The 23,373-nt window shown below is 72.3% G+C and carries 18 protein-coding genes; 9 read left to right on the top strand and 9 right to left on the bottom strand.

What is annotated here, in order from left to right; all coding sequences use genetic code 11:
- Positions 1-64 precede the first annotated feature (64 nt).
- On the top strand, positions 65-2,056 hold the full coding sequence (locus tag ACFWPT_RS34410; RefSeq protein ID WP_380486624.1) for a S9 family peptidase: 1,992 nt from the start codon (positions 65-67) through the stop codon (positions 2,054-2,056).
- A gap of 203 nt (positions 2,057-2,259) precedes the next feature.
- On the opposite strand, the gene ACFWPT_RS34405 is transcribed toward ACFWPT_RS34410, so the two are convergent.
- The 7 genes from ACFWPT_RS34405 to ACFWPT_RS34375 form a co-directional block, all read right to left on the bottom strand.
- A complete protein-coding gene (locus ACFWPT_RS34405; protein ID WP_380486639.1) occupies positions 2,260-4,506 on the bottom strand; it encodes a hypothetical protein in 2,247 nt (748 codons plus the stop codon).
- A gap of 121 nt (positions 4,507-4,627) precedes the next feature.
- The gene (pip, locus tag ACFWPT_RS34400; RefSeq protein WP_380486622.1) at positions 4,628-5,587 is read right to left on the bottom strand and encodes a prolyl aminopeptidase; all 960 of its coding nucleotides are present in this window, start codon (positions 5,585-5,587) and stop codon (positions 4,628-4,630) included.
- Between the two features lie 95 nt (positions 5,588-5,682).
- Complete coding sequence (locus ACFWPT_RS34395) at positions 5,683-6,195, bottom strand: GNAT family N-acetyltransferase (RefSeq protein WP_380486619.1); 513 nt, start codon at positions 6,193-6,195, stop codon at positions 5,683-5,685.
- A gap of 116 nt (positions 6,196-6,311) precedes the next feature.
- Positions 6,312-8,357, bottom strand: coding sequence for an endonuclease/exonuclease/phosphatase family protein (locus tag ACFWPT_RS34390; protein WP_380486637.1), 2,046 nt, complete (start codon positions 8,355-8,357; stop codon positions 6,312-6,314).
- A gap of 210 nt (positions 8,358-8,567) precedes the next feature.
- The gene (locus ACFWPT_RS34385) at positions 8,568-9,497 is read right to left on the bottom strand and encodes a Gfo/Idh/MocA family protein (protein ID WP_380486617.1); all 930 of its coding nucleotides are present in this window, start codon (positions 9,495-9,497) and stop codon (positions 8,568-8,570) included.
- A 112-nt stretch (positions 9,498-9,609) separates the two neighbouring features.
- Complete coding sequence (locus tag ACFWPT_RS34380) at positions 9,610-10,212, bottom strand: response regulator (protein WP_380344036.1); 603 nt, start codon at positions 10,210-10,212, stop codon at positions 9,610-9,612.
- Positions 10,187-11,407 (bottom strand): sensor histidine kinase, encoded by a 1,221-nt coding sequence (locus ACFWPT_RS34375; RefSeq protein WP_063346224.1) that lies wholly within the window; start codon positions 11,405-11,407, stop codon positions 10,187-10,189. The genes ACFWPT_RS34380 and ACFWPT_RS34375 overlap by 26 nt, the downstream gene beginning before the upstream one ends.
- A 369-nt stretch (positions 11,408-11,776) precedes the next feature.
- Here ACFWPT_RS34375 and ACFWPT_RS34370 point away from each other — a divergent pair, with 369 nt between their 5' ends.
- The 5 genes from ACFWPT_RS34370 (at position 11,777) to ACFWPT_RS34350 (ending at position 17,005) form a co-directional block, all read left to right on the top strand.
- A complete protein-coding gene (locus tag ACFWPT_RS34370; protein WP_380371967.1) occupies positions 11,777-12,415 on the top strand; it encodes a hypothetical protein in 639 nt (212 codons plus the stop codon).
- Between the two features lie 32 nt (positions 12,416-12,447).
- Positions 12,448-13,065, top strand: coding sequence for a hypothetical protein (locus ACFWPT_RS34365; protein ID WP_380371965.1), 618 nt, complete (start codon positions 12,448-12,450; stop codon positions 13,063-13,065).
- An 805-nt stretch (positions 13,066-13,870) separates the two neighbouring features.
- Complete coding sequence (locus ACFWPT_RS34360) at positions 13,871-15,025, top strand: hypothetical protein (RefSeq protein ID WP_380486614.1); 1,155 nt, start codon at positions 13,871-13,873, stop codon at positions 15,023-15,025.
- A gap of 138 nt (positions 15,026-15,163) precedes the next feature.
- Entirely contained in the window at positions 15,164-15,568 is a 405-nt protein-coding gene (locus ACFWPT_RS34355; RefSeq protein WP_380486612.1) for a GMC oxidoreductase, read from the top strand.
- Positions 15,569-15,820: 252 nt separating this feature from the next.
- A complete protein-coding gene (locus ACFWPT_RS34350; protein WP_380486610.1) occupies positions 15,821-17,005 on the top strand; it encodes an FAD-dependent oxidoreductase in 1,185 nt (394 codons plus the stop codon).
- A 7-nt stretch (positions 17,006-17,012) separates the two neighbouring features.
- Here the strand turns inward: ACFWPT_RS34350 and ACFWPT_RS34345 are convergent, their stop codons facing one another.
- The gene (locus tag ACFWPT_RS34345; RefSeq protein WP_380486608.1) at positions 17,013-18,146 is read right to left on the bottom strand and encodes an IS630 family transposase; all 1,134 of its coding nucleotides are present in this window, start codon (positions 18,144-18,146) and stop codon (positions 17,013-17,015) included.
- Between the two features lie 120 nt (positions 18,147-18,266).
- Between ACFWPT_RS34345 and ACFWPT_RS34340 the strand changes: the two genes are divergently transcribed.
- The gene (locus tag ACFWPT_RS34340) at positions 18,267-18,953 is read left to right on the top strand and encodes a TetR/AcrR family transcriptional regulator C-terminal domain-containing protein (protein ID WP_363376470.1); all 687 of its coding nucleotides are present in this window, start codon (positions 18,267-18,269) and stop codon (positions 18,951-18,953) included.
- 31 nt (positions 18,954-18,984) lie between these two features.
- Here the strand turns inward: ACFWPT_RS34340 and ACFWPT_RS34335 are convergent, their stop codons facing one another.
- Complete coding sequence (locus ACFWPT_RS34335; RefSeq protein ID WP_063346233.1) at positions 18,985-19,896, bottom strand: LysR family transcriptional regulator; 912 nt, start codon at positions 19,894-19,896, stop codon at positions 18,985-18,987.
- A 230-nt stretch (positions 19,897-20,126) separates the two neighbouring features.
- Here ACFWPT_RS34335 and ACFWPT_RS34330 point away from each other — a divergent pair, with 230 nt between their 5' ends.
- Positions 20,127-21,521: a TolB family protein gene (locus ACFWPT_RS34330; protein ID WP_380486606.1), complete on the top strand. Its 1,395-nt coding sequence runs from the start codon at positions 20,127-20,129 to the stop codon at positions 21,519-21,521.
- 153 nt (positions 21,522-21,674) lie between these two features.
- A complete protein-coding gene (locus ACFWPT_RS34325; protein WP_380486604.1) occupies positions 21,675-23,246 on the top strand; it encodes a TolB family protein in 1,572 nt (523 codons plus the stop codon).
- The last annotated feature ends 127 nt before the right edge of the window (positions 23,247-23,373 follow it).

Genomic DNA, 23,373 nt, shown 5'->3' with positions numbered 1-23,373 from the left:
GACACCGGCCCGTCGGTGCGACAGGATGTCCGTCCGTCGTACTGGCGAGTGAAAGGCAGTCCGCATGCCGCAGCCTTCACCGCGACCGACTCCCGAATCGACCGACCTGCTCACCGCGGAACTGGTGGTGGACATGGCCGCCCCCGTGGCCCCGGCCATCTCGTCCGACGGCCGCCTGGTCGCCTACGGCGTGGTCGCGAACAGTGGCAGGGACGGACGGCCGCACAGCTCGGTCTGGGTCGCCGCCGCCGATGGCAGCGCGGCCCCGCGCAGGCTGACCGACGGCACGGCCCGCGACGCCGCCCCGAAGTGGGCGCCGGACTCGGCTTTCCTGTTCTTCACCTCCGACCGCGAGGAACGGGGCACCGCTCAACTCCAGCGGATCCTTCTGGACGGCAGCGAGGACAGCGCCGAGGCGGAGCCCCTGACCAGGTGGCGCGGGGGCATCGGCGACCACTACCCGCTCGCCGACGGCCGCATCGTCGCGCTGCTCGCCGAGGACGAGCCCACTCCGGAGGACGAACACCGGGAGGCCGAGGGTGACGACGCGAAGGTCTGGGGCCGGCACCTCCCCGCCACCCGGCTGCGCCTGCTCGACCTGGCGACCGGCGTGGTCCGCACCGTGGACGGCCTCGGAGACCGCCATGTCGTGGAGGTGGCCCAGCGTCCGGACGGCGGCCCGCTGGCCGTACTGAGCTGGGCCACCCCCGAGCTCGACCCCGGCGTCACGACGGCAGGACTGCACTTGGTCGCCCCGGAGACGGGAGCCGTCCAGGACCTGGGCCCGGTCGGATTCGAGGCCCGGTCCCCGGTCTGGTGGCATCACGACGGTGAATGGCATCTGGCCCACCTGGCGGTGACGCCCGGGCACTTGGTCGGCGCGCTCGCCGTGATCGACACCGTGCCGTCGGCGACCGGCCCGACCGTCGAGCAGCGCAATCTCACGGTCGGCATGCCCGCCTGCCCCACCGAGCTGGTGCAGGTCGCCGACGGGCCGCCGCTGGCGCTGTTCGCCGACGGGCTGGACACCGCGCTGCACCGGCTCGATCCGCAGTCGCTGCGGTTCCACCGACTGTCCTGCGCGCCCGGAACGCCAGGAACGCCAGGCACGTTCGGCACGCTCGCCGGGCTCACTGCGAGTCGCTCCGGACAGACCCTCGCCGTGCTGCTGAGCACCGCGCACGAGCCCAGGAACGTCCACGCGGGACCCACGGGCGGGCCACTGCTCCGGCTCAGCGACACCAGTCCCGAACTGCGCGGGATCCGCTGGGGTATCCAGGAACGGCTCAGCTACCAGGCTTCCGACGGACTCCAGTTGGACGGCCTGATGATCCTGCCGGCCGGCCGGACTCGGGACCAGGGTCCGTTCCCGCTCGTCACCATGGTCCACGGCGGCCCTTACTTCCGCCATGCCGACGAGTTCACGCTCAGTGCGGTCGACTGCGGCCAGTGGCTGGCGACCGCCGGATACGCGGTCTTCCTGCCCAATCCCCGGGGCGGGTCGGGCCACGGCCAGGAATTCGCCGCCGTGGTGGCGGGCGCGGTGGGCGGCGACGAGTGGACCGACATCCTCGCCGGGATCGACCTGCTGGTCGCCGAGGGAGTCGCCGATCCCGAACGCCTGGGCATCTCCGGCTGGAGCCACGGCGGTTTCATGGCGGCCTGGGCCATCGGCCAGACCGAGCGCTTCAAGGCCGCCATGATGGGCGCCGGCATCGCCGACTGGGGCCTGCAGGCCGGAACCGGCGAGTGGGGAGTCATGGACGCGGCGCTCGGCGGCAGCACCGGCTGGAACGGGCCGGGACCGCACCTCCACGACCGGAACAGCCCGATCTCCTACGCGTCCCGGATCCGCACCCCGGTCCTGATCCTGCACGGCGAGCAGGACACCAACGTCCCACTCGGCCAGGCCGTCCACTTCCATCGCGCACTGCGCCACTTCGGCGTCGAGCACGAGTTCGTCGTCTACCCCCGAGAGGGCCACGGGCTGCACGAGCGCGCCCATCAACTCGACGCCCTCCGGCGCATCCGCGCCTGGTACGACCGCTGGCTGTAGGCCCGTCAGCACGGGGACGAACGCCAGCGGTCGGCACCTGCGGTCGGCGACGAGACGGACTTCGCCGGGCTGGCTGCCGGAAGCGGTTGTGCACGGTCGACCAGGCACCGAACTCACACGGCATCTCCCGCCACTACCCCCACGCCCCTCGGGGGACCGTCTCCCAAGTGGCTCGTACTGCGAGCCGCTTGTGCGGGGCCCGGTCAGCGTCGGGCCAACACCGCGACCTCCCAGCCGAAGCCCACCACCAACCGGCCATCCGGTACCACGGCCACCGCCCAGACCCGCAGTGGGAACACCAACTCCGGCCCGACCTGGTCGCCGGTGGTCAGGTCCCAGACCCGCACCGTACAGTCGTCGCCGCCGGTGACCGCCACGGGGCGGCCCTCGACCACCGCCGTCGCCACCGCGTTCACCTCACCGGTGTGGCCGGTGAAGGGTTGGCCGATCCGCTGGACGGTGGTCAGGTCCCAGACCCGCACCGTACAGTCGTCGCCGCCGGTGACCGCCACGGGGCGGCCGTCGACCACCGTCGTCGCCACCGCCAGCACGCAGTCGGTGTGGCCGGTCAGGGGCTCGCCGATCTGCTCGCGCGTGGTCAGGTCCCAGACCAGTACCGTGCCGTCGTCGCCGCCGGTGATCGCCAGGGGGCGGCCCTCGACCACCGCCGTCGCCACCGCGTTCACCTCGCCGGTGTGGCCCGTCAGGGGCTCACCGACCTGCTGACCCGAAGGCAGGTCCCAGACCCGTACGTCATCGAAGCCGCCGGTGATCGCTACAGGGCGGCCGTCGACCACCCCCGTCGCCACCGCGTTCACCCCCTCCTCGTGGCCGGTGGGCGGCTCGCTGATCTGCTCGCGCGTGGTCAGGTCCCATACCCGCAGGGTTTCATCGTGGCTGCCGGTGACCGCCACGGGGCGGCCGTCGACCACCGCCGTCGCCACCGCCCACACCCAGCTGTCCCGGTCGGTGAGGTGACGGCCGATATGGCGACCAGCGGTCAGATCCCAGACCCGCACGGTCTGGTCAGAACTTCCGGTGACCGCGACGGGGCGGCCCTCGACCACCGCCGTCGCCACCGTGCCCACCTCGCCGGTGTGGCCGGTGAGCGGCTCACCCACCTGGCCGCCCGAGGTCAGGTCCCACACCCGCACCATCCCGTCCTGACTGCCGGCGATCACGTGGGGACGGCCGTCCAGCACCGCCGTCGCCATCGCCCGTACCTTGTCGGTATGGCCGCGCACCGGCTCGCCGAGCGGCTTGCCCGTGGCCAGATCCCACACCTGGAGCGTCCAGTCCTCGCCTCCGCTGACGATGCAGAGACGGCCTTCGATCGTGGTCGTGACCACCGACAACACCCATCCGTCGTGACCGGTGAGAGGTCGGCCGAGCTGCCGGCCGGTGGCCAGGTCCCACACCCGCACGGTCTCGTCGTGGCCACCGGTGACCGCCACGGGACGGCCGTCGAGCACCCCCGTCGCCACCGCTCGTACCGCCTCCTCGTGGCCGGTGAGCGGCTCGCCGATCTGCTCGCGGGTGGTCAGGTCCCACACTCGCGCGGTCCCGTCGTGGCTGCCGGTGACCGCGACGGGACGGCCGTCGAGCACCGCCGTCGCCACCGAGTACACAGCAGAGGTGTGGCCGGTGAGCGGCTCGCCGATCTGCTCGCGCGTGGCCAGGTCCCACACCCGCACGTCGCCGCTGCCGGTGACCGCGACGGGACGGCCGTCGAGCACCGCCGTCGCCACAGCCAACACCCCGGCTGTGTGGCCGGTGAGGGGTTGGCCGATCTGCTCGCGCGTGGTCAGGTCCCACACCCGCACGGTCCGGTCAGCACTGCCGGTGAGCGCCACGGGGCGGCCGTCGAGCACCGCCGTCGCCACCGCGCACACCTCGCCGGTGTGGGCAGTGAGGGGTTTGCCGATCTGCTGGCCGGTGGTCAGGTCCCATACCCGCACGGTCCGCTCGGAACTGTTGGTGACTGCCAGGGAACTGTCGGCGACCGCCAAGGAACTGCCGGTGACCGCCACGGGGCGGCCGTCGACCACGGCCGTCGCGACCGCCAGCAACGCATCGGTAGTGTGGACGGTCGGAATACGACGCAGGGACCGGTCGAGCTGGCCGCCGGTAGCCCACTCGACGCCCCACGGTGCGGCGGGTTCGTCCTCCACCGGTACCGCGGTGATCCGTGCCGACAGCTCCCGGTCCCCGTAACGGGCCGCGTCCAGCGCCAGCAGCTGTCGGCGCACCCCCGCAGTGACGTCACGATGCAGGTCTGTCGAGGCCCGGTACACCGACGCGGCCAACCGCGCCGCCGGGCCCGACGCCGCGTCCAGCAACGCCAGTACCGATCCCGGGTCAGCGTTCACCAGGAACCCCGGATCGGCCAACCGCCCAACGGCCACGGCGGATTCAGCACGCGGGCGGATGCCCCGCAGATTATCGGACATGACCGGCACACTAGCCGTACCCAGCAACACGGCACCGCAGAAGGTGCGACCGCCAGACCCCGCCTACAGATAGGCAGGGCGACGCCCCCGACGGGCGTCGCCCTGCCGGGCACCCCGGGGATCAGCGGTGCTTGAACTCCTCGATGGCCTCCCGGACGGTCTCCTTCATCTCCTCGCTGCCGATGTGCCCCGAGTCCTCGGAGATGTGCAGCCGCGCGCCCGGCCACGCCTTCGCCAGCTCCCACGCCGTCTGCACCGGGCCGCCCATGTCGTGCCGGCCGTGCACCAGCACCGCCGGGATCCCGGCCAGTTTGTGGGCGTTGCGCAGCAGTTGGTCCTCCTCCAGCCATGCGCCGTTGCTGAAGAAGTGGGCGCAGATCCGGACGAACGCGATCTGCTCGTCGACCTCCCGGGCGCTGTACATGCCGGGCGAGCCGTTGGGCTCGTTCGAGATGACCGCGTCCTCCCAGGCGATCCAGTCGGCGGCGGCCTTCTCCCGGACCGCCCGGTCGGGGTTCTCCATCAGCCGCGCGTAGGCGGCGAGCAGGTCGCCGTCCCGTTCGTCCTCGGGCACGCCCTCGCGGAACCGGTCCCACGCCTCGGGGTAGAAGGACCCGGCGCCCCGGTAGAGCCAGTCGGTCTCGGCCCGGCGGGTCGTCGTCACCGCCTGGATGATGATCTCGCTGACCCGCTCGGGGTGCTGCTGCGCGTAGGCCAGCAGGAGGGTCGAACCCCAGGAGGCGCCGTTCAGCAACCACCGCTCGATGCCGAGGTGTTCGCGCAGCCGCTCCATGTCGTCGATCAGGTGCTGCGTGGTGTTCAGGCTCATGTCCGCCGCCGGGTCGCTGGCGTGCGGGGTGCTGCGGCCGCAGTTGCGCTGGTCGTAGCGGATCACGCGGTAGCAGTCCGGGTCCCACGCCCGGGTGGGCCGGTCCGGCGTCCCCGCCCCGGGGCCGCCGTGGACGTACAGGACGGGCTTGCCCTCGGGGTTGCCGAGCTGCTCGTAGTAGACCCGGTTGCCGTCTCCGGTGTCGAGGAAACCGTGGCCGTAGGGACTCGTCGGAGGATAGAGATCAACCATGACCGTCGATCCTAGGGCGCGGGCGCGCTCGGGGCCCGCGCTTTTCCGCCCAACCTGCTTCGTGGGAACGGACGTTCGGCCGACCTCGGGGCGTTTCAGTCCAGCGGGAGGGCCATCTCCAGGATGCGGGCCTGCGGGTCGAGCCCGTACGGGGTCTCTCCGCCGGTGTAGGTGAAGCCCCGGCGCAGGTAGAAGGCGGCGGCGCGGGCGTTCGCCTCGTGCACGCCGAGCAACATCCGCTTGGCGCCGCCCTCGGTGCGGGCCCAGTCGGTGGCGGCGTCCAGCAGGGCGTCCGTCACGCCGCGTTCGCGGCCGCGGTGTTGCGGGGCCACCCAGACGCCGATCAGGACGGCGGTCGCGGCCTGGTCCCGGTCGGGGACGGACAGCATCGTGCCGACCCATTCGCCGTCCGGGTCGACGGCCGCCAGGCCGACGCTGCCCGGCTCGTTCAACCGGGCCGCCCGGGCCCGCCAGTCGGCCTCGCCCAGGGCCTGCGCGGCCTCGTGGGTCTCGCCGAACGCCATCGGGAAGTCGAGGAGTTGGGCCAGCCGCACCTTCCGCAGGCGCTGCCAGTCCTCGGCTCCCATCCGCTCGATCCGGTACCGCATGTTCTCCGACCCCCACTGCCGCAGCTGCCTTCGCCGGCGGTGGTCACCTCCGGCGAAGGCAGCATAGCTGCAGGTCAGGGTCCGATGCGGACCGGTCAGGACCTGATGCGGAACGGTCAGGGCTTGATGCGGACCACCTGCGGGTCGTGGTCGCTGGCCTGCTGGGCGAACTCGGCGTTGATGTGCACCACGTCGTACTTGGCGTAGCCGACCTCGGGGCTGACCAGGATGTGGTCCAGCACCTGCGAGTTGCCCTGGTAGACGTACGAGTACTGCTCGGTCTCCGGCAGTTCGTTCACCAGGTCGCGCAGCACGCCGTCCTTGGTGAGCGCGGCCAGCGCGGGCGAGAACTGGTAGTCGTTGAAGTCGCCGAGCGAGACGACGCGCGCCTCCTTGTCGGCGGCCAGCAGCTTGGCGACGAAAGCCTGCTCGATGGTGGCCTGCTTGACCCGCTGCACCTCGGAGCTGCGGGTGGGGGCCTGGAAGCGGCTGTCGATGCCCTGGTCGCCGCCCTTGCTGTTGAAGTGGTTGGCGATGACGAAGACCTTCTTGCCGCGGAAGGAGAACTGCCCGACCAGCGGCTTGCGGCTGTTGGTCCACGCGTCGTCGGCCGGGGCGATCCGGCCGGGCGAGGCGGTCAGCGCGGTGGTGGCGCCGCTGCCGGCGACGTCCACGGCGCTGGTGGCGGCGCCACCGGGGATGTCGGTGAAGGAGACCCGCTGCGGGTTGAACAGGAACACCTGCCGGATGTTGCCGCCCGGCTCGCCGCCGTCCTTGCCGTCCTGCGGGTCGATCGAGCGCCAGTCGTACGCCGGGCCGCCGGCCGCCTTGATCGCGGCGATGAACTTGGCGACGGTCTGGCTCGCGTCGACCGTGCCGTCGTTCTTGGCGCCGTTGTTGTCCTGGATCTCCTCCAGGGCGACGATGTCGGGCGAACGCAGGTTGGTGACGATGCCCTGGGCCAGCTCGGCGAACTTGGCGTCCGGGTTGCCGGGGGCGAGGTTCTCCACGTTGTAGGTGGCGATGGCGAGTTCGCGGTCGGCCGCCTTGGCGGTGACCTCGCGCTGGAGGTGGTTGTCCTGGAGCGTGCCCAGGGTGCCGGCGACGAGGGTGTAGCCGCCGAACTGGTTGTAGTCCAGCGGGCCGGTGGTGGTGCCGGTCAGCACGTCGCCCACGTTGGCCACCGGGAACGGCTGCTGCGGGGTGACCGCCGCCTGCTGCTGCACCATCAGGCGGCCCACGTTGGGCTCCGCGTACGACTCGTACAGCACGCCGCCGCGCTTGCTGCGCTGGTCCTGCCGGTCGGCGGCGACCCACAGCTCGTTGTACTTGTCCGTCGCCTGTATCACCCGGACGTCCTTGACCTGGACGAGCATGCCCTCCAGCGACTCGTAGAAGTCCAGGGCGTACTTCTCCGGGTTGAGCGGCAGCGCGTCGATGCTGCCGCCCGCGGGCGCCGGCGGGGCGTAGGTGCCGGGGATGTTGCGGGTGTCCACGACCACCGGGGCCGGCAGCGGGTTGCCGGAGGACAGCACGGTGACGGCGGGGCCGGTGAGCTCGGTGACGGACTGCGAGCCGCCCGCGAAGGCCGGGTAGTACTCGGTGACCTTGCCGCTGACCAGGACCGAGTCGCCGGCCTTCACGGTCGGGTTGCCGCCGGTGTAGACGAAGACGCCCTCGCTGGTGGCCGGGTCGGCGTCGGGGTTCGGGTCCTGCATCCAGAAGCCCTTGGCGCTGCCGTAGGCGCGCACGCCGGTGACGACGCCGGGCACGCCGGTGACGGGCTTCCCGGCCTGCGGGGAGATCCGGGTGGTGCCCTGGATGTCGTGGATGCGCAGCGGTCCGGCCTCGGTCGGCCCGGCCGGGGCGGCGGCGTTCGCGGCGGTGGGCGCGGCGTTCGCGGCGTTCGCGGCGGCGTTCGTGGCGGCGGGCGCGGCGTTCGCGGCCGGCAGCGGGACGAGCACCAGCGAGGCGGCCAGTCCGGCCGGGAGGATCGCGGCGCGCAGCAGGGCCCGGCGGGGGCGGGGAGCGGGGGCGGTGGTCACCGGGGCATGACTCCTAGCTCCGTCGTGCGGCACGGTCGTGGCACGGCGGTCGAGGGTGGAGCGGGGCACAGGGCGTCGTCCACCCGGCGGGTCTGCGGCCGCCGGGCCGTGACGCATGGTCAGGCGGCGTGCCCATGGCACGCGCTACCCGCGTAGATGAAGCGGAAGCCGGTCACCCGCCCCCCGCAGCGACCCCAAGATACGCGCGTAGAAAATGACGCGACAAGACCCCGTCAGTGAACTTCTGGTTCCGCTCCGACACTCGCCCCGGCCCCTGCTCCTGCCTCCGCTCCCACCCCCGCTCCTTCAGCCCGCCTCGACGCCCCCTCAGCCCGCCTCGATCCGCTCCACGATCAGCTCGCACAGCTCGTGGGTGCGCAGGGCGTCGTGCGCGTCCAGGGTCTTGTCGGCCCGGACGGCGTCCAGGAAGGACTGGACGCACTGCTCGATGCCGCGCTGGCGGGCGACGGACACCCAGTCACCACGCCGGCGGACGGTGGGCTGGCCGCGGTGGTCGATCACCTCGGCGAGGTTGTGCACCGCCCGCTTGGAGTCGGCGCCGGAGACCTCCAGGATCTCCTCGGTCGAGCCGGAGAGCCGGTTCATGATGCCGAGCGCCGTGAAGCCGTCCCCACCGAGGGTCAGCACGACGTGCTCGACCAGCCCGTCCCGGACGCGGGCCCGGACGTCCACCTGCCCGATCTCGCCGGGGGCCAGGAAGCGCAGGGTGTCGACGACGTGGATGAAGTCGTCGAACACCAGGGAGCGGGCGGCCTCGGCGAGACCCTCGCGGTTCTTCTGCAGGACGATCAGGTCGCGGGGGCGCTCCTTGGCCTGGGCGTAGCCGGGCGCGTGCCGACGGTTGAAGCCGACCATCAGCGAGCGGCCCGTCCGGTCGGCGAGGTCGACGAGCCGGCGGGCGCCGTCCACGGTGTAGTCGAGCGGCTTGTCCACGTAGACGTCGACACCGGCCGTCAGCAGCTGCTCCACGATCGGGACGTGCTGGCTGGTCGCGGCGTGCACGAACGCCGCCCGGATCCCGCTCCCGATCAACTCCCCGAGATCGGTGAAGCGGTGCTCGGGCGCGATCCGGTGGACGTCGCCGAGGCGATCGAGCTTGGCCCGGTCCCGGGTCATCAACCGCAGGTCGAGGCCCGGCATCGCTCCGAGGACGGGCAGGTACGCCTTCTGGGCGATGTCACCGAGGCCGATGACCCCGACCGGGAGCAGGGTGTCGGGAACAGCGGTCGAACTCATGAGGTCTCCAGTGGTGCGCTCGGTCATCGGCCGTACCCACCCTATTCACCAGCTCCCGTACGCCACCAACCCGTCGCCAGTGGGGCGGGACGCGAGTACACCTCGTTCAGGATCAGATCCACCCTTCTTCCCAGGCACGGCGAGCCGCCTCGTGGCGGGTGCGGACAGCGAGTTTGGTGATGGCACCGGAGAGGTAGTTGCGGACGGTGCCGGGAGCGAGATGGTGCTGTTCGGCGAGGGCGCTGACGGCGTGGCCGTGGTGGACGGCACGCAGGACATCGAGTTCGCGGGGGGTCAGAGGACAGGGGGTTTCGGTGAGGGCGTGGGTGGCGAGCTGGTGGTCGATGTAGCGGCCGCCGGTGTGGATGTCGCGCAGGATGTCGGCCAGTTGGGTGGCGGGAGTGGTTTTGGGGACAAAGCCCTGGATGCCTGCGGCCAGAGCGCGACGCAGGACGCCGGGCCGGGCGTGACGCGTGACGAGGACAGTGGGGATGGGGCGGTGGCGGCGGATCTCCTGGGCGGCGGAGATGCCGTCGAGGTGGGGCATCTCCAGGTCCAACAGGGCGATGTCGATCGGGTGACGGGCGGCGGCCTGGACTGCCGTGAGGCCGTCAGGAGCCTGGGCGGTGACGGTCAGGTCCGGTTCGAGGTCGAGGAGTGCGGCGAGGGCGCCGCGGGTGAGGTCTTCGTCATCGGCGAGCAGGATGCGAATCACGCGGGGTCTCCCGGTGGGTGTGGCCGACCAGTTCGAAGTGGCCGCCGGGGTGGGTGGCGATGCGAATGTAACCGCCGATGGCGTGGAAGCGTTCCTGCAGTCCGGCCAGGCCGCTGCCGGGGTCCGCAGGGTGCGACGGGGCACCGTCGTTGCGCAGCAGGACGCGGGCCTGACCCGCGGCAGCGGTGATGGTGATCTGGCAGTGGCGGGCACGGCTGTGGCGGAGGATGTTGGTGATGCCTTCGCGGACCAAGGCGGCGAAGGCCGGCTGGAGCTGGTGAGGGATGCGTGCGGCGTCTCCGTCGATCGCGGTGCGGATTCCGGCGGCTTCCAGGATTCCCGCGGCGTTGGCCAGTTCGCTACTCAGGCTGGCGCGCCGGTAGCCGTGGACCACGGCCCGGGACTCCTCGAGTGCGGAGCGAGCCAGTTCGGTGATCTCCCGGACGTGCGCGCGCGCCTCGTGGTCACTGCGGCCGATCAGTCGCTCGGCCAGCTCGCCCTTGAGTGTGATGGCCTGGAGCCGGTGGCCCTGGAGATCGTGCAGATCTGCGGCGAACCGCAGCCTCTCCTCCGCCACGGCCAGGGTGGCCGTGGTCTCGCGGACGTGTTCGGCCTCCAGGACCGCCCGCCACAGCCGGGCCACCATCAACTCCACCCCGGCGATGAACAGCACCATCCCCGCACCGGTCGCCGCCGGCACCCCGGGCAGGTAGGGGTTGTCCTGGCGCCACTGCGCCACTGCCTCACCCAGCACCGCACAGCCCAGCGCGACTGTCGTGAGCAGCCGGCGGCGCGCCCGGGCGGGCAGGGTCAGGGCCATCGCCGCTGCCATGGCCCCCGGCAGCATGGCCCAGTCGAGTGCGGTGTACGGACGGACCGCCATGTCGCCCCACGTCGCGATCGCTGCGGCCAGCAGCAGGAGGCTCCACCGCCCCTCGGCGGTGGCGGAGCCATGGCGGGGGACCTGGCCGGCGAGGCCACCCGGCACCGCCCGGCGGATGAGCCGAGTGTGCTGGACCGCGACGGCGACGAGCACCGGAGCGACCAGTGCCTGGTGTCCGGGGCCGAGGTTGAAGACGAGGTCGTTCGCGGCCAGCAACAACCATAGGGGCCCCAGAGCGAGCAACGTCCAGTGGGTGAGACGGCCCAGCCGCCCCGGATCGACCGTACCGGACCCCATAGGTGAGGTGATCATGTCCGGCCACCCTAGAGTCAGCCTCGGCTCGCTGTCTGCAACCGAACCAACCAAAAGATGACAGTTGTCATAGGCGAACCATGACACGGCCCGCCCGACTCATGTCATCAGCCACTACTGGCGACCGGTGCGTCACGACAAGACTCTTCATCACCGGACCACGGAGGTATCACGGTCCGGGCGCCTACCGGCCCCGGCCAGTGCGAACCCACACCACACGATCTCCGAGGAGCCTCCGGACAAGGGTCCTGCCGCAAGGCCCGAAGCATCCACCAGGACGCATGCGCACCAGCAGTCCGCACGTACCCCTGCACGAGGCGCGCGCACGCACGCCTCGTCCTTGTTTCCGCGCCCGCTGGAGGAGCACAGATGACCACCACCCGCAAGCCGCGCCGGCGCACCCTCGCGGCCTCGGCCACCACCGCCATCGCGGTGGGGCTGTTAAGCCTTGGCGCCGCCCCCGCCGCCCACGCCGACACCCTCCCGACCCTCTGCAACCCCGCTGTGGACCGCGCCACCACGGAGCCCTTCAACGTGCAGATCACCCCCACCGTCACCGACTTCCTCATCTACAACGTCGCCCCGGGCACCACCGGACAGCACACCGACACCCTGACCAGGGTCAGCTCGGTGACCACCACCGTCGACAACAAGACCGAGATCACCGCCACCGCGAGCGCGCTGTTCGCCAAGGTCGAGGTCAAGGTCGGCTTCTCGGTCCAGAAGACCACCTCCAGCACCACCAGCCAGACCGTGAGCGACGTCTGGAACCTCAAGGACCCCGGGCGCTACGGCCTCTACCGCGGCACCAGGGTCGTCACCGGCCAGTACGTCAACCGCATCTGCGCCCAGACCGGCCCCACCACCGGCATCTGGGTCACCACCCAGCCCACCCCCGGGACGTTCACCACCTACGAGTCCCCGGAGATCGGCTCGGTCGGCTGCGCCCCCGCCGAACCGGCCGCCACCGTGCGCCGGGCCGCCCAACTCCTCATCAGCAACTGCTGACCGTGCCCACCGACCTGACGACGGAGGAACCCGTGACAAACCCGCTGCGCCACGCCACCACCCGCCGGGGCACGGCGCTGCGCGCCCTCGGCGCCGGCGCCCTCGCCTCGCTGGCCGGCCTCACCCTGCTCGCCGGCCCCGCGTCGGCCGCGACCCAAGCACTGGCGTCGAGCGAGTGGCACGGCTACGTCTGCGACGACGGCTACTACCGGATCAAGACGCCGTTCGGACAGCTCGTGGAGAAGAACATGGCCAGCTCCTGGGGGCAGGTCATCCAGAACCCCGACACCGGTGGCTACAACCAGCAGTGGAAGCTGTGCCACTACAACTCCGACAACCAGTCCTTCATCTTCCGCAGCCGGCTGAACGAGGACGACTGCCTGGGCCACTGGAAACGGAACCCGAACGACCCGAACGAGGGGAACAGCGACGGCGCCCCCTTCAACGTGTTCGACTGCTCGGGGTGGATCTACGGCAACCAGATCTTCTCGCTGATCCACCCCTCACCCGGCTCCAGCGAGGTGCTGCTCCGGATCGGGCACAGCGGGAGCTTTGGCACCGTCGCCGACCCGGCCGGCTCCGCAGGTTCGGGCGTGAACCAGTACTCCTACCGGGCGACCCTGTTCACGCTGGAGCACCTCGCCGCGTGACGGCCCCCGCCCCACCCCGGGGCCAAGCTGTGCCTGCGGTCGAGAACCGAGGCGGCGCTCGTCTCCGCCCTGCACGCCGAGGAGTTGGCGGGCGGGACGGCCTGGGTTCTGGGCGCCGCCGACTGAGCCCGCACACGCACAACGACGCCGGGCCCGTACGGGATCTCCTCCCCTACGGGCCCGGCGCCGTGCCGTCCGCGGGTCGGCGGGCGGCCGGGCCGGCGGGCGGCCGGGTCGGCGGCTCAGGGGATGAGGGCGCCGACCCCTTCGACCAGCAGCATCCAGGTGGGCGGTGTCGCGGGTACCGATGGCGATCTGCGGGTCCGGCTCGCTGCCCGGGTCGCGCTCCAGGACGGCGGTGGGGATCCGCTCCCCGGAGACGGTCACCCGGTCCTGGCCGTCGACGCGGACGGTGATCTCGCCGAACAGGGTGTCCTCGGTGGTGAAGGGGGCGGGCGTCGGCAGGTCGGTCATCTGCGGTTCCTTTGGCGGGTCGTAACTCCGGTCTTCCGGAAGAGAATTAGCGGGCCGGGGTGATTCTCTCATTCGGCGGAGAGGGATTCACCCTATGGTGGGCGCCAGTTGACTTCCCGCCGGCTCGCGATGGAAAGCACGGCGGTCGAGCAGTTCCCGGTGGGCACGACGATCCCGACAGGCCGGCTCCGCACGCCCCACCAGTCACTGCCGGATCTTCCAACTCTCCTTTAACACTTAATAGTTGTTCCATCCAATGGCAATGGAATCCCCTAGGCTTCGATCCACCCGGTGCCCGGCGCGGCGCACCGGACGACAAGGGGAGGACATGATGAGGACCCCGGCAAGCGCGTTACGGCGCGGATCCCGCTGGACCGTCTCGGCGGCGACGGCGGTGGCCCTGCTGCTCGGTGGGGCGGGTGTCTCGGGGGCCTCGGGGGCGGCCCCCTCCGGCGTTCCCGACGGCCCCGTCTCCGGCGTTCCGGGGGCCGTCCGGCTCGCGGAGTTCACCTGGGAGAAGGTCACCGAGGCGGTCAGTGCGGACGGCCGCACGGTCTACCTCGTGCTGACGGACGTGGTCGGCGGGCGCCAGGGCGTGTACCTGTCCACCGTCGACACGCAGACCGGCACGGTGAGGGCCCGCCTCCCGCTCGGCGACCCGGCACCCTACGGGCGGCCGGCCCTCAGCCCGGACGGCGACCGGCTGTACGTCGGAGTCGGCTCCGCCGTCTACGTCATCGACACCGCGACCAACACGGTCAAGGCCCGCATCGCCGCGCCGGCGCAGCAGCTCCCGGCGGGCTGGACCCCGGGCGCGGCGACCAGTCTGGCCACCGACCCGGACGGCGAGACCCTCTACGTCGGCCAGTCCGGGCCCTCGGGCCCCGCCGGGCAGGAGGAGCCGGGCCGGATCCTGGAATTCTCCACCGGCGACCAGGAGTTCATCGACCAGACGGCGGTCACCGCCCACACGGTCAACGATCTCGCCGTCCTGCCCGACGGGAGCTCCCTCTACGCGGGCACGAACCTCGACCTGCTGCGCCTCGACATCAGGACCGGGCTCGGCACCGCCAAGGTCGTCGACCTCGGTGCCAAGGACGAGCTGGCGCTCTCCCCCGACGGCTCCTTCCTGCTGGCGCTCGGGTCGGTCCGCACCTACTCCGTGGGCATCGGGCTCGACACGGGCACGGACAAGGTGCGCTACCTCATGAAGTACGGCTCCGGCTACTTCGAGTACCACCACCCGGCGATGAACACCGACGGCAGCCGCGTCTACCTGCTCGGCGGCCCCTCCTACACCATCCCCGTCCCGCTGTACACGCTCGTGCCGGGCGAGAACCGGTTCGACCAGAGCGTGCGCCTCTCCGTCCCCGAGACGTACATCCACGCCCTCGCCACCGGGCCGGACGGCCACTCGCTGTACGTCACCGGCTGCGTGTACTCCGACTCGGCGAAGGGCTGCTTCCTGCGAACCCTGCAGATCTGACGCCGCGCCGGTCCGAGCACGCGGGCGGCCCGTACGAGCACCTGCTCGCACGGGCCGCCGCCGTTTCGCGCGGCGGTTGACCTCAAACGGCCCACCACCACCGCCGGTACGACCCAGTCCACCACGGCGATCAACGGGGTGCTGAGCCGGCTCAACGCCGTCGCCCCCGGCTCGTCGACCAGCTTCACCAGTCCCGGCTGGACCTCGCACTCGCTCGGCGGCGTGCCGCTCGGCGTCGCGACGGACTCCGGCGGACAGCTGAAGAACCACCCGAACCTGTTCGTGGTGGACGGCTCGCTGTTCCCCGGCGGCGGGCTCCAGGCGACCCCGCCGGCGCTCACCATCACCGCGCCGGCCGACCGCCTGATATCCGGCATCGCCGCCGCACCCCCTCTTCCTCGGCGGCCGCGACGGACCACCACCCACTCGGGAGACGGACCACCACCACCCACTCGTGAGGGAGCAACAGCCGTGACCAGTGGGCAGGACGCCGAGAACGGGCCGACCGCGAGGGGTTCCGGGCCCGTCCGGCGCAACCGGTAATCCCACGTCCACGGCCTCCCGTCAGCTGGTTCTCCGGCACCGAGTCTGCCCGCCTCGTCTCGCGGCGCGCCAGTGATCCCGCCATGTCCGGATCGTGAAGTTCTCACATTCCCGTCCGGTGGGATCCCGGGTTGTCCGGTCGGCCGCGCCAGGGGACGAACTTGTTCGTTACGAACATGTTCGTTACCGTGGAGGAGCGGGCGGCGAACCCGCGCCGACCGACACGGACCGACACCGACCCAAGGAGTGGCCATGACCGTCCAGCACGTTCCCGTCGCCGTCATCGGAGCCGGGCTCGGGGGCCTCGTGCTCGCCCGGGTCCTGCACGTCCACGGCATCCGGGCCGCCGTCTTCGACCTGGAGCCCTCGCCCGAGGCCCGCACCCAGGGCGGCCTGCTCGACATCCACGACGACTCCGGCCAGCAGGCCCTGCGCGACGCCGGGCTGCACGACCGGTTCCTGGCCCTGGTCCACCCGGGCGGCGAGGCCCTGCGGGTGGTGGGGCCGGACGGAGCCGTCCGGCTGGAGCAGGAGGACGACGGCACCGGCGGCCGCCCCGAGGTCGACCGGGGCCGCCTGCGCGACCTGCTGCTGGACTCCCTGCCCGCCGGCACCGTGCACTGGGGCCGGAAGGTGGTCCGCACCCACCCGCTGGGCGACGGCCGCCACCAGGTCGCCTTCGCCGACGGCACCGCCGTCACCACGGACCTGCTGGTCGGGGCGGACGGCGCATGGTCCCGGATCCGGCCGCTGCTGTCCGACGCCCGGCCCGCCTACACCGGGATCTCCTTCGTCGAGGCCGACCTGCACGACGCGGACACCCGGCACCCCGAGGCGGCCGCCCTGGTCGGCGGCGGGTTCTTCCTCTCCGTGGCCGAGGGTCGCGGCTTCCTCGCCCACCGCGAGGGCGACGGCAGCATCCACGTCTACACCGCCGTCCGGGCCGGCGAGGACTGGCTGGACGGCATCGACACCACCGCCCCCGACACCGCCAAGGCGACCGTGCTGGCCGGCTTCGACGGCTGGGCCGACGGCCTGCGGGCCCTGCTCGCCGACGCCGACGGCGACCTGGTCGCGCGCCGGATCCACGCCCTGCCCGTCGGCCACCGCTGGGACCGCACCCCCGGCGTCACCCTGCTCGGCGACGCCGCCCACCTGATGTCCCCGTTCGCCGGCGAGGGCGCCAACCTCGCCATGCTCGACGGCGCCGAACTCGGCAAGGCCCTCGCCCACCACCCCGGCGACCCCGAGGCCGCCCTGACCGCCTACGAGCGCGCCCTCTTCCCGCGCAGCGAGGCCTCGGCCGCCGCCTCCGCCGCCGGCCTGGAGCTGATGTTCGGCCCCGACGGCCTCCAGGGCCTGCTCGACCAGTTCACCACCCCGGACCAGCCCGCCCCGGACCAGCCCGCCCCGGCGGGCACACCCTCGACGAACTAGTGCCGCATCAGGCAACGTTCGCCCTGGTGACGATGCCGCGTAGGCGTTCGTCGGCGGCGTGCTTGTTCCGCCAGATGATGTAGCGGCGGATCATGCTGCCCTGCTCTTTGTGGCTGGGGTGGTCGGTGCCGTCGAGGGCGAAGTAGCGCAGGGCGGTGAACTGGGCCTCGATCCGGTTGAGCCAGGAGCTGTTGGTCGGGGTGTAGGCGATCTCGACGTTGTTCGCCGCGGCCCACGTTCCGACCCGCTGGCAGCGCTTCGTGGTCAGGTGTGGCGAGTAGTTGTCGCAGACGATCGCAATGCGAACACGGGCTGGGTGTAGCGAGCGCAGGTAGCGGCAGAACTCCAGGAACTTGGAGCGGTTCTTGGTCTTCTTGATGTGGCCGTAGAGCTGGTCTTTGGCGAGGTCGTAGGCGGCGAACAGGTGCCGGACGCCGTGCGGTCGGGTGTAGGTGGCCCGCCTGCGGGGTCTGGGCTCGCGGTCGGGGTCCTTGTGGCGGCCGCCGCGCTCGGCCCACTGCCGGCCGGGGTGTGGTTGGAGGTTGAGCGGCCCGAACTCGTCCATGCAGAAGACGACTTCGGGCTCGCCTTCCTCGGGTATGACTTCGCCGTCGGCGATCGCGTAGAGGTGCTCGACGCGGGCCTTCTTGGCGGCGTAGTCCGGGTCGCGGGAGGTCTTCCAGGTCTTCACGCGTTGAAAGGAGACGCCCTCCTCGCGGAGCAGGACCCGAAGGCCCTCGTGGCTGATGTCGTCGACCACCCCCTCGGCGACCAGGAAGTCGGCCAGCTTGGCCAGGCTCCAGGTCGAGAAGGGCAGGCCGTGCTCGGCCGGCTTGGACTTGGCGGTCTTCTTGATCTCACGGCGCTCGGGCAAGGTGAACGTCCTGGGCCGTCCGCCCTTGTACTTCGGGTAGAGCGAGTCGAAGCCGTCGGCGTTGAAGTTGTGGATCACGTCCCGGACTCGGTCCGGGCTGGTGAACGTCACCTCGGCGATCTTCGCCACGGGCATGTGCTGGGCGGACAGCAGCACCATCTGGGCCCGCCGCCAGGTCGCCACCGACCCGGTGCCCCGGCGGACGATCCGCAGCAGCCGTCTGCCCTCGTCGTCATCGATCTCCCGGACCTGCACGCGTTCAGCCACGTGATCATTCTGACGGTCCGGTGCCGCCCGGCACAGCAACCGGGCGACACATCACGACGGGGCGAACGTTGCCTGATGCGGCACTAGTTCGTCACGAACACGGTCGCTAGGCTGGCCGGCATGACGAGCTCCCCCTCCCGACCCCGCAGCCGCCGCGAGCGGCCGGCGAAGCCCGCGCTGAGCCACGAGGCGATCGTGGCCGCCGCCGTACGGGTGCTGGAGGCGGAGGGCCTGCCACGGGTGACCATGCGGCGGCTGGCCCAGGAGCTGGACACCGGGCCGGCCTCGCTGTACGTGTACGTGGCCAACGCCGCGGAACTGCACGCCGCGATCCTGGAGGAGTTCCTCGGGGAGGTGGACCTGAGCCCGGTGACGGCGGCCGGGGACTGGCGCGAGCGGTTGGCCGCCGTCCTCAACTCCTGCACCGGGGTGCTGTTCCGGCACCCGGCGCTCGCCCACGCCGCACTGGTGGCGAGGCCGTCCGGGCCGCACTACCTGGCCCTGGTGGAGGCGGTCCTGGCACTGCTGCACGAGGGCGGGGTGCCGGACGGGCAGGCGGCCTGGGGCGTGGACGTGCTGCTCCAGGTGGCCACTGCCACCGCCGCCGAGCAGTCCGCCCGGCAGGGCGAGCAGGCGGAGCGGGAACACGGCGCGCTCACCGACGCGCTCCGCGCGGCGCCCGCCGCCGCCTACCCGAGGATCGCCGCACTCGGGGACGACCTGGTGTCCGGGGCGCCGGAGGACCGGCTGTCCTGGATGTTCCGGGTGGTCGTCAACGGCACGCGCACGACGCCCCGACCCGCCTGAGCCCAGGCGCCGGGCTCAAACCGGTCCGGGGTCAGGCGCCCGCCGCGGCCGCCTCGGCGAGGGCGTCCAGGACCGGGCGGATCAGCGGGTGCCCGTCGGCGCCCGCCCGGACGGCGGCGAAGACCCGGCGGGTGGCGAGTTCGCTGTCCACCGGCCGGACGGCGATCCGGCCGAGGTCGACGCCGCGCAGCGCCGAGCGCGGCACGAGGGCGACGCCGGCGCCCGCCGAGGCGAGGGCGACGACGGCCCGGAAGTCGTCGGAGGAGTGCACCAGGCGCGGCTGGAAGCCGGCGTGCTCGCAGGCCAGCAGGACGACGTCGTGGCAGGGGTTGCCCGGGTAGGGGCCGATCCACCGCTCGTCGGCGAGGGCCGCGACGGCGAGCGGACCGCCGTCGGCGGCCAGCGGGTGGCCGAGCGGCAGCACCGCCTCGAACGGCTCGGCGTACAGCGGGACGCGGGTGAGCCGGGCGTCGTCGGCGCGCGGGGCGCCCCGGTACTCGACGGCCACCGCGAGGTCGGCCCGGCCGTCGAGGACCATCGGCAGGCTGGCGTCGCCCTCCGCGTCCAGCACCTTGAGCCGCACCCCGGGCGCCTGCGCGGCCAGCAGCCCGATCGCCGGGGCGAGGACGAGCGCGATGCCGGTGGCGAAGGAGGCGACGGTGACCTCGCCGGAGACGCCCGCGCTGTAGGCGGCGAGGTCGGCCTCGGCGCGCTCCAGCTGGGCGAGGACGGCGTCGGCGTGGCCGAGCAGGATCTCCCCGGCGGCGGTCAGCCGCACCCCGCGGCCCTCGCGGGCGAGCAGGTGGTGGCCGGTCTCCTGTTCCAGGGCGGCCAGCTGCTGGGAGACGGCGGAAGGGGTCAGGTAGAGGGCGGCCGCCGCGGCGGTCACGGTGCGGTGGTCCGCCACGGCCCGCAGGGTCCGCAGCCGTCGGGCGTCGATCACGGACCAATTCTGCCAGCGTGCCGGGGCGGTCCGGACCGGGCCCGGAGTCGGGGCGGGATTCGGGCCGGGGTTCGGGCCGGGGCCGCGTAAGGGGCGATACGACCGGTGGCGTATTTCCGGACGAGATCGCTTCGCCCGGTTGACCACCCGGCCCGGGCGACGATTGGCTCTTCCCGAGCCGGGCCACGGGGGTGACGAGGGCCCGGCGCCGTCATCAGGGGAGGATGTCCATGACCACCGCACGAACCCGCCGTTGGCTGGCCCGTACCGCCGGCGTCCTGGTGGCCGCCGCCGTGGCCGGGGCCGCGATGCCCGCCGCCGAGGCCCGGCCGCTCAAGGGCGACACCTCCCGGGTGAGCGAGGGGCCCAAGGGCGAGCAGCTCGACGGCACCTCGTCCGCGCTCGGGCTGAGCGCCGACGGCCGCTCCGCGCTGTTCAGCTCGACCGCGACCAACCTGCTGCCCGGGGCCGGCACCCCGAACTCGGACGAGGTCTACGTGCGGGACCTGCGCAACGGACATGTCGAGCGGGTCAGCGTCGCCGCCGACGGCTCCAAGCTGGACGCCGCCACCAACCAGGCCGCGATCAGCGGCGACGGCCGGTACGTGGCGTTCAGCACCGCCGCCACCAACGTGCTGCCCGGCCAGCCGAAGCACGGCAGCGATGTCTTCGTCCACGACCGCTGGACCGGCCGCACCGAGCTGATCACCGCCCCCGGTTCGGCGAGCACCGACGACCAGAGCATCCGCACCGCCGACAGCCCCACCCTCAGCTGGGACGGCCGCTTCGTCGCCTACGCCTCCAGCCGCACCGACCTCGCCCCGGGCGTGAAACGCGGTAAGAACAACATCTACGTCACCGACCGCTGGACGCACACCACCCGGCTGGTCACCTCCGGCACGGAGGGCGAGGGCGCCGACAACAACTCCTTCAGTCCGACGATCAGTGCGGACGGCTCGACGGTCGGCTTCGGCTCCCGGGCCGGGAACCTGCTCCCGGGCACTCCGGCCCCGACCCCGACCACCGACCCGACGCCGGGCGCCGGGGCACCCCAGCTGGCCGGGCCCAAGTTCTACCCGTACTACGTCTGGAAGGCCGGCACCGGCAAGATCGCCGGCGCCAGCCTGGACGACACCGGGGCCCTGAGCGACGGCGGCCGCGACGGCCGGCTCAGCCCGGACGGCCGCTACGCGATCTACAGCCTCCCGGTCTTCATCGGCGGGGCCCCCGCCCCGGCCCACGGCATCCGGATGGACGTGTACGTCCACGAGCTGGCCACCGGCAAGATCACCAAGGTCAACACCGACCTGCCGGGCACCACCGCCAAGTGGTCCTCGTCCGGTGGCGTCATGACGCTCGACGACCGCTGGGTCTACTTCGACTCCGCCGCCGAGAACCTCGTCCCCGACGACACCAACTCCGCCAGCGACGTGTTCCGCCGCGACCTGTGGACCGGGCGGATCGAGCGGATCAGCCTCACCCGGAGCGGCGGGCAGAGCACCGCCTCCTCCTACGGCCCGTACGTGGACGCCACCGGCGACACGGTGATCTTCGACGCCTCGGACGGCGACCTGGTGCCGGGTGACACCAACACCTTCCTGGACGTCTTCCTGCGCCGCCTGTGACGTCCTGACTCCCCTGCCGCATACGTCCGTTGACGTATTTTCGGCCGAGATCACCCGTGGGCGTTGACCACCGGCCCTCCCGACGATTGGCTCTCCCGAAAGCCCGTCGCCGGGAGGGAGCCCGGCCGGGCGACCCCCGGGGAGGCAGACGTCATGACACGCAGCACCCGTACCACCCGCAACCGGTGGCTGGCCGGCGGCGGCAGCATTCTCGCGGCCACCGCCGTACTCGCCGTGACCGCCGCACCCGTCCAGGCCGCCCAGGCCGACCGGGCGCCGCGCGGCACCGTCCAGGTCAGCGTCGGGGTGACCGGCGCCGCGCCGGACAACCAGTCGTGGAGCCAGGCGATCAGCGCCAACGGCCGCTACGCCCTGTTCACCTCCTGGGCCACGAACCTGGTGTCCCAGCCCGCGAAGAGCGCCCGCGACGCCTACGTCCGCGACCTGAGGACCGGCCGCACCGAGCGGATCAACCTGGCCGCCGACGGCAGCGCGCTGAACGGCTTCACCGACAACGTCGCGATCAACGCCGACGGCCGCTACGTCACCTTCGACAGCGACGCCGAGAACGTGGTGCCCGGCATGCAGGTCCAGGGGCGCGACGAGGTGTACGTCCGCGACCGGAAGACCGGCCGCACCGAGCTGATCAGCGGCGGACTCACCGGCACCGACACCGACAAGTTCCACGCCTCCTACGCGCCCTCGATCAGCGCGAACGGCCGCTACGTGGTCTTCGGCTCCAGCCGCAAGGACCTCGTCCCCGACCTCCAGGGCGGCGACCCCTCGCTGGCCAGGCCCTACACCTGGGACTACAACATCTACGTCACCGACCGCTGGACGGGGAAGACCAAGCTGGTGACCCGCGGCGTGGACGGCAAGCCGGGCGACGGCATGTCCCTCCACCCGACGATCAGCGCGGACGGCCGCACCATCGGCTTCACCTCCATGGCCGACAACCTGCTGCCCGCCGACCAGACCCCCGCCCCGGCCGCCGGGGGCGCCGCCGCCCCCGCCGACGTGGAGCTGGCCCCGGGCGTCGCCCCGGCCCTGCCCCGCAGCGCCCAGAAGGGCCTGGCCCCGAACCTGGCCCGGCCGGTGACCGCCCCCTACTACACCTACGACGTGGAGTCCGGCCGGATCTCCGCCGCCAGCCTCGACCTCGACGGCAAGCTCGGCGCCCCGAGCTTCGGCGCGACGATCAGCCCCGACGGGCGGCGCGCGATCTACGCCCTGCCCGAGCCCGGCGGGTCGACCGGCGGCCACCGGTTCCACACCGTGCTGTACGTCCGGGACCTCGGGAAGGGCACCGTGACGAAGATCAGCGGCGGCCTGCCCGGCACCACCTCGGTCGGCTCCTCCGACCACGCCCGGATCACCGCCGACAACCGCTGGGTCTACTTCGCCTCCGCCGCCGACAACCTGGTGGCGGGCCCGCAGCACCCGGGCTGGGACGTCTACCGGCACGACCTGCGCACCGGCCGCACCGAGCGGGTCGCCACCGCTGCGGACGGCTCGCTCGGCAACGGCACCTCGGCCGATCCGGTCGTGGACGCCCGCGGCCGCACGGTGGTGTTCAGCTCGACCAGCGGCAACCTGCTCGCCGGCACCGGCGGCCCGGCGAGCACCGACTCCCAGGTCTTCGCCCGCGCCACCGCGCACCACGGCCACGGCGACGTCCAGGGCGACGACCAGGACCAAGGCCAGGACCAGGACAGCGACGACTGACCGTCAACCACCGCTCGCACCGTGAACCGCGTACGGGGGCGGGACGTCGGCCGGGCCGGCGTCCCGCCCCCGAAGCGGGAGGGTGGGGCAGATGGTTGGTGGGCCGTGCGGTGGGGGCGGATCGATG

The sequence above is a fragment of the Kitasatospora sp. NPDC058478 genome, assembly GCF_042720345.1.
In the GTDB taxonomy this organism is placed as follows: Bacteria; Actinomycetota; Actinomycetes; order Streptomycetales; family Streptomycetaceae; genus Kitasatospora.
This window is presented reverse-complemented; position numbering and strand designations above follow the sequence as displayed.

Bases quoted from the DNA above. Each gene is read 5' to 3' on its own strand.
- ACFWPT_RS34410 (WP_380486624.1), top strand. From the start codon at position 65: ATGCCGCAGCCTTCACCGCGACCGACTCCCGAATCGACCGACCTGCTC.
- ACFWPT_RS34405 (WP_380486639.1), bottom strand. From the start codon at position 4,506: ATGTCCGATAATCTGCGGGGCATCCGCCCGCGTGCTGAATCCGCCGTG.
- pip (WP_380486622.1), bottom strand. From the start codon at position 5,587: ATGGTTGATCTCTATCCTCCGACGAGTCCCTACGGCCACGGTTTCCTC.
- ACFWPT_RS34395 (WP_380486619.1), bottom strand. From the start codon at position 6,195: ATGCGGTACCGGATCGAGCGGATGGGAGCCGAGGACTGGCAGCGCCTG.
- ACFWPT_RS34390 (WP_380486637.1), bottom strand. From the start codon at position 8,357: ATGCGTCACGGCCCGGCGGCCGCAGACCCGCCGGGTGGACGACGCCCT.
- ACFWPT_RS34385 (WP_380486617.1), bottom strand. From the start codon at position 9,497: ATGAGTTCGACCGCTGTTCCCGACACCCTGCTCCCGGTCGGGGTCATC.
- ACFWPT_RS34375 (WP_063346224.1), bottom strand. From the start codon at position 11,407: ATGATCACCTCACCTATGGGGTCCGGTACGGTCGATCCGGGGCGGCTG.
- ACFWPT_RS34370 (WP_380371967.1), top strand. From the start codon at position 11,777: ATGACCACCACCCGCAAGCCGCGCCGGCGCACCCTCGCGGCCTCGGCC.
- ACFWPT_RS34360 (WP_380486614.1), top strand. From the start codon at position 13,871: ATGAGGACCCCGGCAAGCGCGTTACGGCGCGGATCCCGCTGGACCGTC.
- ACFWPT_RS34350 (WP_380486610.1), top strand. From the start codon at position 15,821: ATGACCGTCCAGCACGTTCCCGTCGCCGTCATCGGAGCCGGGCTCGGG.
- ACFWPT_RS34340 (WP_363376470.1), top strand. From the start codon at position 18,267: ATGACGAGCTCCCCCTCCCGACCCCGCAGCCGCCGCGAGCGGCCGGCG.
- ACFWPT_RS34330 (WP_380486606.1), top strand. From the start codon at position 20,127: ATGACCACCGCACGAACCCGCCGTTGGCTGGCCCGTACCGCCGGCGTC.
- ACFWPT_RS34325 (WP_380486604.1), top strand. From the start codon at position 21,675: ATGACACGCAGCACCCGTACCACCCGCAACCGGTGGCTGGCCGGCGGC.